Origin of the sequence: Exiguobacterium sp. AB2 (genome assembly GCF_000696055.1) — a bacterium.
Classification (GTDB): Bacteria; Bacillota; Bacilli; order Exiguobacteriales; family Exiguobacteriaceae; genus Exiguobacterium; species Exiguobacterium alkaliphilum.
Genome location: NZ_JNAA01000032.1, coordinates 24,777 through 37,713, shown reverse-complemented (window position 1 = coordinate 37,713; position 12,937 = coordinate 24,777). Strand labels below are relative to the sequence as shown.

Genomic DNA, 12,937 nt, shown 5'->3' with positions numbered 1-12,937 from the left:
CCATTCTCCAATCTTTATTTTAGCGTAACGACCCATAAACCGAAAGCGCGACGCGGAAATCCGTGAGTCAATCATTGTCTCATGACCTTATCTTCTTTATAATGAATGGTGGTAACTCAAGTAGAGAAAGGAAGAACAGTAATGGGAATCGAAACAATCCTCGTCATCATCCTATGGGGTGCACTCATCGCATACATCGTATGGCGCTTCATGCCAGCACGTGGTTTGAAAAAGATGAAGCAAGAAGAATTCCGGGCCTCGCTCCGAAAAGGACAATTGATTGATGTCCGCGAACCGAACGAATACAAAGGTGGTCACATCATCGGCGCGCGGAACATCCCCGTCGGTCAGATGAAATTACGCATGAAAGAACTTCGTAAGGACCAACCGATCCTCATGTACTGCCAAGGGAAGTCCCGGACGAACCAGGCGGCCAAGCTGCTATTGAAGAACGGATTCACGGACGTCTATATGCTCGAAGGCGGATTCAAGAACTGGAAAGGCAAAATCAAAAAAGATTAAGCCAAAACGGCCGATTCTCATCGCAGAGGATCGGCCGTTTTTTAGGACGAGGTCCACTCTCATGACGGGAGCGGACCTCGTTTCATTGGTCAATTGATTGATGAAGGCTGTCGGTGCTCATATTTGAGCACTGGCTTCCGGGCAGCGAGCGTCTCGTCGAGTCGCTTGACGACGGTCGTATGCGGCGCCGTCTGGACGATTTCAGGATTCTCTTCTGCTTCCTTCACAATTTGAAGCATCGCGTCACAGAACGCGTCGAGCGTCTCTTTCGACTCGGTCTCCGTCGGCTCGACCATGATGCACTCCTCGACGTTGAGCGGGAAGTAAATCGTCGGCGGGTGATAGCCGAAGTCGAGCAAACGTTTGGCAATATCGAGCGTACGGACGCCGAGCGCTTTTTGACGTTTGCCGGACAAGACGAATTCGTGTTTGCAATACGTATCGTACGGCACGTCGAACGCGCCCTTCAATCGGGCGAACATGTAGTTGGCGTTCAAGACGGCTTCACGCGACACGCGCGTCAATCCTTCCGCGCCCATCGTCTTGATGTAACTATACGCCCGGACGTTGATGCCAAAGTTTCCGTAGAACGGTTTGATTCGCCCAATCGACTGCGGACGGTCATAGTCGAGCGTGTAGCCCGATTCCGCTTTTCGGACGATCGGCGTCGGCAAGTATGGAATCAAGTCCCGCTTGACACCGACCGGACCCGATCCCGGGCCACCACCGCCGTGCGGTCCTGTAAACGTCTTGTGCAAGTTCAAGTGCACGACGTCAAAGCCCATATCCCCAGGACGGGCGATTCCGAGAATCGCATTCGAGTTGGCACCGTCATAATACAGCTTCCCGCCCGCCTCATGGACGACTTTACTGATTTCGAGAATGTCCGCTTCGAACAAGCCGAGTGTGTTCGGGTTCGTCAACATGAGCGCTGCCGTGTCATCCCCGACTTTCGCTTTCAAATCGTCCAAGTCGACGAGACCACGCGCATCCGATTTGACCGTCACCGTCTCGAATCCGGCCACGACAGCGGAAGCGGGGTTCGTACCGTGGGCAGAGTCCGGTACGAGTACTTTCGTCCGCTGCATGTCCCCGTTATGATGATGGAACGCTTTAATGAGCATGAGGCCCGTCCATTCCCCGTGGGCACCTGCGGCCGGTTGGAGCGTCACTTCGTCCATTCCCGTGATTTCAGCGAGCTTGTCTTGAAGATCGACCATCATCTCGAGCGCCCCTTGAACCGATTCGACCGGTTGGAGCGGGTGGATGTGGGCGAAGCCAGGAAGACGTGCCATGTCTTCATTCACTTTCGGGTTGTACTTCATCGTACACGACCCGAGCGGATAGAAACCAGAGTCAACGCCATGGTTCCGCGTCGAGAGCGACGTATAGTGGCGCACGACGTCGAGTTCAGATACTTCCGGTAGCTCAGCCGTTTGTTTTCGAATCATCGATGCCGGTAGTAGCGACTCGAGGTCCACTTCCGGTACTGTCGGTGTCGGCAAGTTATAGCCGGTCCGGCCGGCACGTGACACTTCAAAAATGAGCGTTTGTTCGTGTTGCATCAGTTCATCCCCCCAACCACTTCAACAAATTGATCAATTTCCTCTTTTGTCCGGAGTTCGGTCGCACAAACGAGCATCTGTGTGCGGCGCTCCGCCTCATACGTCCCGAGCGGTAATCCGCCGATGATGCCATGGTCGAGCAAGTGGCGTGACACGTCGTCGGCGTCGACACCGAAATCGACGACGAACTCGTTGAACATCGGACCTTCATCAATCACGGCATAACCGGCTGCCTTCAATGACTCTTTCATGTAGTGCGCCGTCTGCATATTGCGCACCGCCATGTCGCGAATCCCATACTTCCCGAGCGCCGACATCGTGATGGATGCAGCGAGGGCGTTGAGCGCTTGGTTCGAACAGATGTTAGACGTCGCTTTATCGCGGCGGATATGTTGCTCCCGCGCCTGAAGCGTCAACACGAACCCACGTTTGCCGTCCTCATCGACCGTCTGACCGACGAGTCGGCCTGGCAGTTTACGCATGAGTGCCTTTTTGACGGCAAAGTAACCACACGATGGCCCACCGAAACTTTGAGGAATCCCGAACGGTTGCGCGTCACCAACTGTGATGTCCGCCCCGAGCGCACCTGGTGATTCGAGTACGCCCAACGCGAGCGGATTACTCGAGACAACGAAGAGCGCCCCCGCATCGTGTGCCATTTTTGCAAGCGAAGCCAAGTCTTCGACTCGACCGTAGAAGTTCGGATACTGCACGACAAGACACGAGGCGTCTGACAAATCGAGATCGCCCGACGTCAAGCCATCGACTACCGGTGTGATGTCAACATCAAGCCCTGGACCGGCTGCATACGTCCGAATGACATCTTTTGCTTCAGGATGGACTGCTCCCGAGACGACGACACGTTTTTTCTTCGTATGGGCGCTTGCGAGATATGTTGCCTCAGCGAGCGATGTAATCCCATCGTACATCGACGAGTTGGCGACATCCATCCCTGTCAATTCACAAATCATCGTCTGAAACTCAAACATCGCCTGGAGCTCTCCTTGCGAGATTTCAGGTTGATACGGCGTATAGGCCGTGTAAAACTCAGAGCGAAGCAACATATGGTTCATGACGCTCGGTGACAGGTGATCGTACATGCCCGCGCCAAGGAAGCTCGGATGCGATTTCGTATGCATGTTTTTCTCGGCGAGTTTCGTCATATGACGGACGAGATCCACTTCAGGGAGCGGTGCCCCGATCGCTGACAGCGATGCTGACTCTCGTAATGTGGCCGGGATGTCTTCAAGCAAGTTATCAATCGACTCGACGCCGATCGTGTGCAACATGTCACGCTCATCTTGTTCTGTCATCGGCAAATAGCGAAATTCCATTCTGTTCATTCTGAATCCCCCTGTTTATTTACGTTTATAAAACGGTGTCGGTACGCGTTCGGCTTCTATTTTTTTCCCCCGGACGTCGACGATGAAGTGCGTCTCTTCCACGAAGCGGCGATCGATCCGCGCCCAGGCGATTGATTCGTTCACGGTCGGTGGCATCGTACCCGTCGTGACGACGCCAATCGTCTCTCCGTCAAACTCGATTGTCGCGCCTTGCCGGGCGATGCCTCGCCCAAGCAGCTTCAAGCCAATCATCCGGCGCGGGATATCTTCTTTTTGTTTCACGAGTGCGTCTTTCCCGATGAAGTCTGTATCGAGCTTCACGGCAAAGTTCACGTTCGCCTCGAACGGCGTGACCGTCTCGTCGAGTTCATGGCCATATAACGGTAAACATGCCTCAAATCGCAACGTGTCACGCGAACCGAGCCCACACGGTGTCACTTGCTCGTTCTCGAGCGCTGACCAAATCCGACCGATGTGTTCTGCCCGCGCATATAACTCAAAACCATCCTCGCCGGTGTAACCACTTCTAGAGACGATCGTCGACACACCAGCCACGTCTCCTGTGAGGAAACGGAAGAATTTAATCTCTGCGAGCGGTAAATCCGTCAATTTGGATAGGATTTCCTCTGCTTTTGGCCCTTGGACTGCGATTTGACCGTATGCATCCGACTCATCCGTCACAGTGACGTCCCCTTCGACGTAAGCGTTGACGTGCGCGACATCTTTTTCGATATTCGAGGCGTTGACGACGAGCCAGAACGCGTCTTCGTCTAATCGATAGACGAGCAGATCGTCGACGACACCGCCGTCAGGTAAACAAAACAAGTTGTACTGGGCTTGGCCGATTTGAAGTTTTGACACGTCATTCGTCACGAGCCGTTGGACGTTTTGTAACGCGTCAGGCCCTTCGATCCGAATTTCCCCCATGTGCGAGACGTCGAACATCCCGACATTTTCGCGGACGGCCATATGCTCTTCTTTAATCGTTGAAAACATAATCGGCATATCAAACCCCGCAAACTCCACCATTTTCGCCTTCGGTGCGATCAAGTCATACAAAGGCGTACGTTTAAGCGTAACTTTCTCCATATTATCCCCCAATCCCGAACATAAAAATAAAAACAAATGAAATATTTCGTTTCCACTATCACTCTATCAATTTTCACAGCTGCTGCCTAGCCTAAAACGACCAAAAAGAAAGAGGATGGAAAACGAAAACGTTTTCATCCTCATTATTTCATATTTTGCTCTCAGTGGAAACGGGCGAGCTTTCAATTCCTGCGGTCCGTTTGATTTCTTGTGTCAAACCGATCGATGCATCTTTCAGCTCGACCGACTCCGTCTTCACTTTGACCGATAACCGTTTCATTTCGGCGACGGACGCGTTCACCGTGTCGACGTGACGTTTAATCTCATCAATCAACTGTTGAATCACGCCAATCCGAATCTGAAAACGTTCGGTCAGGCGTTTGACGCGCCTGACGTCCCCTGCCATCTTCTTTTTGTATAGAAGAAAGCCATATAAGCCGAGCCCGACGAGCGCGAGCACGACGATGCCCAAGTTAATCCAAATCATTCGTTCTCCTCCTTCAATCGATTTAATTGTCGAACGACGTCTTCTGTACCACGTGAGGCATCGAGGACGATATCCGCCTCACGGTAAAGCGGTAGACGACGGTCATATAAGGCGCGTACGTTCTCTTTGCCGCCTTTGACGAGCGGGCGGCTTGAATGACGAATCCGTTCCCAACACAATTCGAACGGCAAATCTAGCGCAATGACCGTACCGTGCGCCTTCATCCATTCAACGTTCCCCGGACGCTCCACGATGCCCCCGCCGGTCATAATATACTCCGCCTTCGTCGATCGCAAAAGCTCACTCTCGAGTTCACGAAAGGCAACTTCCCCGTGTTGATCAAAGAAGGACGGAATGTCCATACCGGCATGTCGTTCTAGCTGTTCGTCTAAGTCGACGACATGATTTGTTGTTTCAAGATATCGTTTTACGCTTGTTTTACCTGTACCCATAAACCCGATGATATAAAACGGCTTACTCATCGAAATAAATCACCTCTTTATGTCGCTCGCCCGTCACGAGCCGGATTTCGACTTCCGTCGTCCCGCTCCCGAGCGGTCGGCACGAGACTGTCCCGGTCGGTCTCGTTATGACGGCAGCTTTCGCCTTGCAGTTCGCTTTCGCCACGAGCAAGTGCGCTTCGAACCGGATGGCGAGAATATCACGGGACAGCCGTTCCGTACTTCGTTCAATATCAGTATACCAAAACAACGATGCGCCAAGTATCCATGTCACGACAATCAAGGAAGAGAGGAGGAAGAAGCCGCTCTCATGCACATCACGTATTTTTCCCGCTTCCCATGCCGATCGTCGAACCGGATTTGATACCCCTGCCCTACCGATTCGACACGATACTGTTCGATTCCTCTGACGAATAATAGATTCCCTCCCCCGTCCCCGACCATGACCAAGTTTCCGTTAATCTGTTTCAACGTCCACGACCACGTCGTCTCGTCCGGACGCACGTATACACCGATGAGACGGCCGTCCTTGACGGCACAATCCCGACTGTCGATGACTTTACGGACGAACAGCTGAGAAGTCGTCGTCACACTTCCTCTCGGCTGCTCATACAGCGTCTCACCGAGCGAAAGCAGATGGACGAGAAGCCCGACGAACAACGGGACGAGCATGAGTACAAACGTCAGTTCTAACATCGTGTACCCGCGCTCAAAGGGTCGGCAGACATAACTCTTCGACACAGACATGTCCTCGCCCGCTCGGGTTAGCTGCATCGATCAACACCTCCCGTTGCAACGCTTCATACTGCCGGACCGTCGCTTCCAATCGTTCGATTCGTTCATTGCCGTTCACGATAAACGGGACGAGTACTCCGATCCATCCAAGTAGCAATGCCAGGCTCAGACAAATCTCCCATAGCGTGACACCTCGTTCAAAACCCCTCACTTCGAATCACCTCCGGTTCGTACGTCCCCATCCGAAACTTTAGTGTGATCGATTGGGTGCCTGAAGAAAATTTCCATTGCCCGGCATACGAAGCCGCCGTCTTCGAGAACACAATCTCGCTTGACGTCGGCAGACTGAGCACAATCCCATCTGGAACTGGGACCGTCTTAATCGACGTCAATCCGCATGTGATATGATAGCGCCGTTCTTTCACGTACCAGCGCAAGCGCGGCACGCATTTCTCGTCAGCGGCGACATAAGGATACTGGCCCACCTCCGCGATGTCGGACAAGAGCCCTTCAGTGAAGTCGATTAAAGCGAGGCGGTCAATCGAACGTACCGCCGGCATTGCCAGTAGCAGCATCGATGACAAGACGAGCAGCACCGCCGCCATCTCAATGAACGTATAGCCGTCTTGCCTCATTTTTTTGTGAGCGTGCCTGTTGCCGGCGCGTACGTATACGCCGTCGACTGACAACTGTACGTGAGTGGATCCGTCGCGCCGCCGCGTTTGATGACCGCGAGAGTCTCAGGATATGTTTTATGCTCCGCATAATAGAGGTTAATCTCTGACTCGACGATGCGGACACTCCCTTCGCAACTGACGCTGTCAGCTCGGCTCTTCCCGTCCGTCATCGACGGGACGAGCAGTAACAACAAAACAGAAATAATCAACAAGACCGCTGCCATCTCGACAAGTGTGAAACCGCGTTCCGTATCCCGATTGATCATCTTAATTCCTCCTCATAGTTGACCCATAATCAGTTGTACCGGTAAATAAATCGTATAAAACATCATCGTCACCATGACCGTTAACACGCCATATAACGCCGGTTCCGCCTTGGCAATCAGTTCTTTCCAATAACTTTCCATCTCTTCAAAGACGAGTTCCCGATGGACGGCCATCATCGTGCCCAGCTCCCCGCTGACGGAACCGACGCCAAACAGACTCACAACTTCGTGGTCTAAAAACGGTTCGTCCCTCGCGGCCGCCTCAAGCTCATAGCCGGCCGACATCCGGTCATGCATTCGTCTCGCAATCATCGCCACTTCGCCGTCCCCTACAGCCAACCGCTCAACGATGTGGCGCACTGACGCCTCTCCGTCCTGAAGTAGCGAAAGTTCACTGACGAACAAGTACGTGACGTATAGTCGCTGCCCCCGCTCTATGAGCGGAATGCGGATGACCCCGGCTTTCCCAAGACGATAGAGACCGGCCGCCGCAACAAGGAAACAGACGAACAAGCCCGGGAAGAACCACTTCGATAACAAAATCGCGTTCATGCCGCTCAATCGTTCGAGCTCGACCATCGTCAACAGTTTAGGAAAAATATACAGGGCGTAAATCGTGCCTAGACCAAACAACATCGTCATAATGACGAGCGGGTATCGGGCTAGCTGCTTCAACTCCTGTTCAAGGGAAGACCGCATTTCCGACAAGGCGAGCACTTGCTCGAGCCCTTCAATAAAATGGTGTCCGCGTTCCGCCGTCTCGAGCAACTCTCGCATCCGCTCGTTCGAGACGAGTGTCGCAAACACTTCGGCGAGTGACGCCCCTTCTTCGAGCGCGACACGCATGTTCGTCACGCTTTGGCGACGCTTTCCACGTTCATGCATCTCGAGCGTCTCAAACGCCTTTTTCAATCCGACACCTCGTGACTGTAACCTTAAAAATCGACGGATCGTGTTCAGTTCACACATGACTCGGGTAGTGACCATGAACATGTCATCTCCTCTCCTCGGTGAAGCACACACCAGTATCGATTGATTTCCATGTCGCCCGCTAACTCTCGGAGACGGCGTTCCCCGTCTTCAATCGTTGATGTGTGAAACGTCGCAATCGTCAGATGTCCGCTAAGCGCTGCATCATGCGCGACTTTTAATTCTTCGCTCGTCCGAATCTCACCGATGACGATGACATCAGGGTCGGCCCGCAACGTCTCTTTCAGAAGACTGCGATGATCAAGGCCTGCCTTCGCGTTCACCTCTAATTGGATAACACCGGTAATCGGTTGTTCCGGCGGGTTCTCAATCGTGACAATCCGTCGGTGATTCATTCGCTCGAGCAAGGCGTATAACACCGTCGTCTTCCCCGCCCCGGTCGCTCCGCCAATTAAAAAGAGTCCGTGTCGCATCATCGCGAATCGTTCAAACAGCATTTGATCTTCCGTTCTCACTAGTTCATGTAAATCGAACGACACGTTCGGCATACGCCATGACATTAACGTTTGCTCGAACGACGGCAAGAACGTGACTCGAATCATCGCCGTCTCCGCATTGTACATTCCAGATTGCGGGACCCGTTGATCGGTTTCCGTCAATGAACACCAGTATTTCATATGTAGCGTCAATCGTTCATACTCCGTCCTGCCTAACGTCTCGACCACGTCCAACCGCGTCCCAGACCGAAAGTGGACCGCCACATCACGCTCATTCGGCATGAAATGCACATCACTTGCCCGATGCTCCCGCGCCAATTCAATCAATCGCCTCGTAACTGTACGCATTGTCCCCACCTCACGATAAGCATAAAAAAAAGCCCACCTGTAGGAAAGTGGACTTGTGTTATGAAACGTTAGCTGAAGTTAAATCATGGCGACGTGCGTACGTCTCGATTGACACTTTGTCATATCCGACAATGACTTCTTTACCGTCCGTCAAAATCGGACGTTTCAGCAACTTTGGATTTTCACTCATCAAGTGAAGCAACTCGCTCAATTTTAAATCATCGACGTCAACGTTCAATTGCTTGAACGCCTGGCTTCTTGTCGCTAGCAGTGATTCGACGCCGTTGTCACACAATGTGAGCAACGTCTTCAATTCATCTACCGAAGGAGCGTCACGGAAAATATGACGTTCACTCACGTTGAGTTGCTGTTCTTGCAAAAACGCCTTCGTTTTTCGACATGACGTACAACTTGGATACGTATAAAACATCAATTCATTTGCCATTATAATTGCCTCCTTATAAGTTCGGTTTCCGCTCGTACATGTTGTGTGTAAGATGATTATACAATGGTTAGACAATAATGTACAGTGTTTGTACAACTTTTTTTATTTTTTTGTTACAAGATTGTTCAACGATAAGATTTCACATATTTTTCACGATTATTTTGCTCAATTCACACGTTTCCGTAGCATTTTTTTTAATGTGTTGGTAAAATAGTGAATGAGAATGGAATAATGTACGTATGGGGGGATTAACATGGCGAGAATGTACCGTGTCCTTGGATTTTGGACTGGGTTGATCGCAGCGCTTGCGTTCGTGGGCGCGCTCGGTGGAGATCAAAGCGACAGTCATTACACGAATGATTTTATCGTTATGGGTCTTGTCTTTTTGGCTCAAACTATTTTCTTCGTCGCACTCGGCTATTTGAAACTGACTGAAAAAACGTATGTCTACGTGTTTGGCGCTTATTTGACGGTCTTCTTCATCGTCTTCACGTATTGGAGTAACTTCCAAATGTAAAAAAAGATTGTCTCATGACGAGACAATCTTTTTTCGTTCATCGGCTAAAGAAAGGATTGGACGTGATTTCGGCCCCGAGTGTCGTTTTCGGGCCGTGACCTGAATAGAGCACCGTCTCTTTTGGTAACAGTTGGCGAAGCCGGTCAATCGATCCGAGCAACGTGGCCTGGTCGCCGCCATACAAATCGGTGCGCCCGACCGATTGCTTAAAGATCAAGTCGCCGCAAAACGCGATTTTGTCACTTGGAAGATAGAGTGTCACACTCCCAGGTGAATGTCCCGGCGTGTGATGCAGCTCAAACGCGAGCGCCCCAATCTCAAGTGTTTTTCCTTGATACGTTCGTTCCGCAGGTCGCATCGAAGCGGATGGCAAATGAAATTTGGCCGCCCCGTTCTTTTCGTCATCGGTTAACCACGTCCGCTCTGCTTCGTGGACGTACACGGGCACGTTAAAGCGATCGCGTAACGCATCAATGCCGCCGATATGGTCGAAATGGGCGTGGGTCAACAAGATGGCGTGTAATCCGCCGAACCGTTCGACCGCCTCAAAGAACCGGCTATCATCCGTACCCGGGTCGATGATGACGACCGTTCCGTCCTGTTCGACGACATAACCGTTCTCTTGTGCCAAGCCGGATGTGATTTTTACAACGTTCATTATGAACACCTCCGTATCCATTCTAATCGATATTGTGGCAAAATTGTAGCAGCGCCTTTCTTTGCTCGACAGCGTCACATATTTCGGATAAAATAATAGTGATATTTCAGTGAAATTTTTATGAATTTCATGACGTATAATAAAGGGGGAACTCGTCATGCATTTGTATGAGCCATTTGGATGGATCTCACTCATCGTGGCACTCGTTGCGATTTGGGGAATGGCCCGTTCATTCAAGAAGCGTCAATTCTTTCCACTCGCCTTTGCAGCCGTCACCGTGCTCGTCTTCGGATTTTTCGGTATCGCGACATTGATTTACGGTGGAATTCCAAGCTAATGAAGTACTAAAAAACGACTTCGGTCGTTTTTTTGTACAGTAAAAGCGTCGTCCGTTCGGACGACGCTTTCCTCAATCAGTTATTCGACTGTTCTTTGAAACGCAACAAATCGGAGTAAATCAAATCATCGTTCATCTGTAGAATCGACTCTGCCTCTTCGTTGACTGGTCCACAGAGCGAAGCGTCCTCGACGACTTCGCCTGTCTGCGCATCATAACATGTCGATTGCGTCCAAACGTACTCATCGGTCAACACGGTGCCGTCCCGGAAGATGGCGCGACTGTTCCGTTCTTTCGAGAACAGGTCATTTCCGAATCCGATCAAGTCGGACGTATCCATCCCTAACAAGTGGAGAATTGTCGGTTTCATATCGACATGACTGCCGATCGTTTCATGCACTTCACCTTTTGTTTGGTCAGGTAGGTGGACGACGAACGGTACTTGTTGAAGTTTCGCCACGTCATACGGCGTCAATTCTTCTTTCCCGAGCAAGTCAGCCATCGCGGCGTTGTGGTTCGTCGAAATGCCATAATGGTCCCCGTAGACGATGAAGATCGTGTCGTCCCACATGCCGTTCGCCTTCAACTCGTCGATGAACAGCCCGAGCGCATAGTCCTGATAGGCGAGCGCCTGCGGGAAGTTGTTGAGCGTCGTCGAGTTCGTCTCGAATTTCGGCACGAGCTCATAGTCTTCGCTCGGCATCGTGTAAGGGAAATGGTTCGTGAGCGTGATGAACTTTGCATAGAACGGTTGCGGAAGCTCTTCAAGGATCGGAATCGACTGTTCGAAGAAACTATCATCGAGCAGTCCCCACTCGGTCATGTCTTCTGGGTTCCCAAGGTCATAGCTCTTCTCGTCAAAGAATTCGTCGACCCCGACGTTCTTATACATTTGGTCGCGGTTCCAGAACGATTTGTTGTTCGCATGGAACACGGCCGAATAATAATTATCTTCTTTGATCACTTCAGGAAGGGCCTGATATTCGTTATCGGCGTTCGTGAAGTAGACGGCTCCGCGCGGAAGTCCGTAGAGCGAATTGTCGAGGGCGAACTCGGCATCGGACGTCTTGCCTTGTCCGACCGTGTGATAATAGTTCGGCCAGAAGTGTGACTCTTCAATCAGTTTGTTCAAGTTCGGCGTGATGTACTCGCCGTTTGAAGCCTTCATGTTGTGAGTGAAGTTTTGAGCCGACTCGAATGAGACGACGATGACGTTCTTGCCCTTATACTTCCCGAACAGCTCCGGGTCCGGCGCCGCATAGTTTTGACGGGTGAACTGTTCGATTTCAGCAAGCTCCGACCCATCTGCCATCGCTTTTTGCGCCGACGTCTTCGTCTGGAGCATCGCGTCGTACACGTGGAAGTTGAACGTCCCGATGTTTTTGACGAGCAGTTCGCGGTCGAACGAGCGTGTCAAGAGCTCTGGGCGTTCCGTCTCCGCGAGCGACAAGTTGAAGAGGAACACCGCGACGGCCGCCACGAATGTGACGAGCGCACGTCGATGAGATGCCGCGTTCTGACGCGTGTTCACTTTCCAAAGGATGAACGGCAATACGAGCACATCGCCAAGGATGATCAAGTCCTTCCATTCAAGCAATGACGTGAACGATGTCGACAACGTCTCCATGTTCGACGGTTGCAAGATGACCGGCATCGTCAAGTAGTCTGTGAACTCCCGATAATAGACAGCATCCGCAAACAAGATGAACGAGGCGAACGCATAGAGCGTGAAAATCACCCATTTTTGTTTGCTGCCTTTGAAGAAGAAGCTGAACGCGAACAGGAACAGCGTCGAACTAATCGGGCTGATTAGTAAAATGAAGGCTTGCGCCGTGTTTTCAATCGGAATGTTGAAGAAAAATTGGTATACGATGTACGTCTTCGTCCAAAGCAATAAAGTAAAAATCCAGAATAAACGATATTCTTGAAACGAAGCGCGGACCGTTTCATTCAGTCGCATAGTTAGCTTCGAGAAGCGTTGAGATGACTTCATCTGACGGTCTCCTCCTATTTTCAGTTTTTAACGACCGCAGTCGTATGAGGTTCGTGTATAGTTTGTT

Annotated in this window: 18 protein-coding genes; 3 read left to right on the top strand and 15 right to left on the bottom strand. The window is 51.3% G+C overall.

All coding sequences use genetic code 11. The features are described from left to right. Nucleotides 1-141 precede the first annotated feature (141 nt). On the top strand, nucleotides 142-522 hold the full coding sequence (locus DI14_RS04790) for a rhodanese-like domain-containing protein (RefSeq protein ID WP_081825815.1): 381 nt from the start codon (nucleotides 142-144) through the stop codon (nucleotides 520-522). An 89-nt stretch (nucleotides 523-611) separates the two neighbouring features. Here the strand turns inward: DI14_RS04790 and gcvPB are convergent, their stop codons facing one another. From gcvPB to DI14_RS04725, 13 genes are all read right to left on the bottom strand, one after another. Beyond that, entirely contained in the window at nucleotides 612-2,087 is a 1,476-nt protein-coding gene (gcvPB, locus tag DI14_RS04785; RefSeq protein ID WP_034805924.1) for an aminomethyl-transferring glycine dehydrogenase subunit GcvPB, read from the bottom strand. Further along, nucleotides 2,087-3,421 (bottom strand): aminomethyl-transferring glycine dehydrogenase subunit GcvPA, encoded by a 1,335-nt coding sequence (gene gcvPA, locus DI14_RS04780; RefSeq protein WP_034806036.1) that lies wholly within the window; start codon nucleotides 3,419-3,421, stop codon nucleotides 2,087-2,089. Before gcvPA ends, gcvPB begins: the two co-directional genes overlap by 1 nt. A 24-nt stretch (nucleotides 3,422-3,445) precedes the next feature. Beyond that, nucleotides 3,446-4,519 carry a glycine cleavage system aminomethyltransferase GcvT gene (gcvT, locus tag DI14_RS04775; RefSeq protein ID WP_034805922.1) on the bottom strand — a complete coding sequence of 358 codons (1,074 nt, stop codon included), beginning with the start codon at nucleotides 4,517-4,519 and terminating at the stop codon, nucleotides 3,446-3,448. 148 nt (nucleotides 4,520-4,667) lie between these two features. Beyond that, entirely contained in the window at nucleotides 4,668-5,006 is a 339-nt protein-coding gene (locus tag DI14_RS04770) for a hypothetical protein (protein ID WP_034805919.1), read from the bottom strand. Continuing rightward, nucleotides 5,003-5,488: a shikimate kinase gene (locus DI14_RS04765; protein WP_034805916.1), complete on the bottom strand. Its 486-nt coding sequence runs from the start codon at nucleotides 5,486-5,488 to the stop codon at nucleotides 5,003-5,005. Before DI14_RS04765 ends, DI14_RS04770 begins: the two co-directional genes overlap by 4 nt. Then, complete coding sequence (locus DI14_RS04760) at nucleotides 5,481-5,717, bottom strand: hypothetical protein (protein ID WP_152545865.1); 237 nt, start codon at nucleotides 5,715-5,717, stop codon at nucleotides 5,481-5,483. The genes DI14_RS04765 and DI14_RS04760 overlap by 8 nt, the downstream gene beginning before the upstream one ends. Nucleotides 5,718-5,746: 29 nt before the next feature. Continuing rightward, complete coding sequence (locus DI14_RS04755) at nucleotides 5,747-6,241, bottom strand: hypothetical protein (RefSeq protein ID WP_152545864.1); 495 nt, start codon at nucleotides 6,239-6,241, stop codon at nucleotides 5,747-5,749. Next, nucleotides 6,177-6,413 carry a hypothetical protein gene (locus DI14_RS04750; protein WP_034805908.1) on the bottom strand — a complete coding sequence of 79 codons (237 nt, stop codon included), beginning with the start codon at nucleotides 6,411-6,413 and terminating at the stop codon, nucleotides 6,177-6,179. Before DI14_RS04750 ends, DI14_RS04755 begins: the two co-directional genes overlap by 65 nt. Further along, the gene (locus tag DI14_RS04745) at nucleotides 6,400-6,837 is read right to left on the bottom strand and encodes a prepilin-type N-terminal cleavage/methylation domain-containing protein (protein ID WP_034805905.1); all 438 of its coding nucleotides are present in this window, start codon (nucleotides 6,835-6,837) and stop codon (nucleotides 6,400-6,402) included. Before DI14_RS04745 ends, DI14_RS04750 begins: the two co-directional genes overlap by 14 nt. Continuing rightward, entirely contained in the window at nucleotides 6,834-7,145 is a 312-nt protein-coding gene (locus tag DI14_RS04740) for a prepilin-type N-terminal cleavage/methylation domain-containing protein (protein WP_034805903.1), read from the bottom strand. Before DI14_RS04740 ends, DI14_RS04745 begins: the two co-directional genes overlap by 4 nt. A gap of 12 nt (nucleotides 7,146-7,157) precedes the next feature. Further along, the gene (locus DI14_RS04735; protein ID WP_034806033.1) at nucleotides 7,158-8,132 is read right to left on the bottom strand and encodes a type II secretion system F family protein; all 975 of its coding nucleotides are present in this window, start codon (nucleotides 8,130-8,132) and stop codon (nucleotides 7,158-7,160) included. Further along, nucleotides 8,102-8,920, bottom strand: coding sequence for an ATPase, T2SS/T4P/T4SS family (locus DI14_RS04730; RefSeq protein WP_034805901.1), 819 nt, complete (start codon nucleotides 8,918-8,920; stop codon nucleotides 8,102-8,104). Before DI14_RS04730 ends, DI14_RS04735 begins: the two co-directional genes overlap by 31 nt. A 58-nt stretch (nucleotides 8,921-8,978) precedes the next feature. Further along, nucleotides 8,979-9,365, bottom strand: a complete 387-nt coding sequence (locus DI14_RS04725; RefSeq protein ID WP_034805899.1) for a Spx/MgsR family RNA polymerase-binding regulatory protein — start codon at nucleotides 9,363-9,365, stop codon at nucleotides 8,979-8,981. A 253-nt stretch (nucleotides 9,366-9,618) separates the two neighbouring features. On the opposite strand from DI14_RS04725, the gene DI14_RS04720 reads away from it, so the two are divergent. Further along, the gene (locus DI14_RS04720; protein ID WP_034805897.1) at nucleotides 9,619-9,882 is read left to right on the top strand and encodes a DUF2626 domain-containing protein; all 264 of its coding nucleotides are present in this window, start codon (nucleotides 9,619-9,621) and stop codon (nucleotides 9,880-9,882) included. 37 nt (nucleotides 9,883-9,919) lie between these two features. Here DI14_RS04720 and DI14_RS04715 read toward each other — a convergent pair whose 3' ends face one another. Next, entirely contained in the window at nucleotides 9,920-10,540 is a 621-nt protein-coding gene (locus DI14_RS04715; protein WP_034805894.1) for an MBL fold metallo-hydrolase, read from the bottom strand. Between the two features lie 157 nt (nucleotides 10,541-10,697). On the opposite strand from DI14_RS04715, the gene DI14_RS04710 reads away from it, so the two are divergent. Then, nucleotides 10,698-10,877, top strand: coding sequence for a DUF2759 domain-containing protein (locus tag DI14_RS04710; protein ID WP_034805892.1), 180 nt, complete (start codon nucleotides 10,698-10,700; stop codon nucleotides 10,875-10,877). Between the two features lie 76 nt (nucleotides 10,878-10,953). Here the strand turns inward: DI14_RS04710 and DI14_RS04705 are convergent, their stop codons facing one another. Beyond that, nucleotides 10,954-12,870: an LTA synthase family protein gene (locus DI14_RS04705; protein ID WP_034805889.1), complete on the bottom strand. Its 1,917-nt coding sequence runs from the start codon at nucleotides 12,868-12,870 to the stop codon at nucleotides 10,954-10,956. Nucleotides 12,871-12,937: the final 67 nt, after the last annotated feature.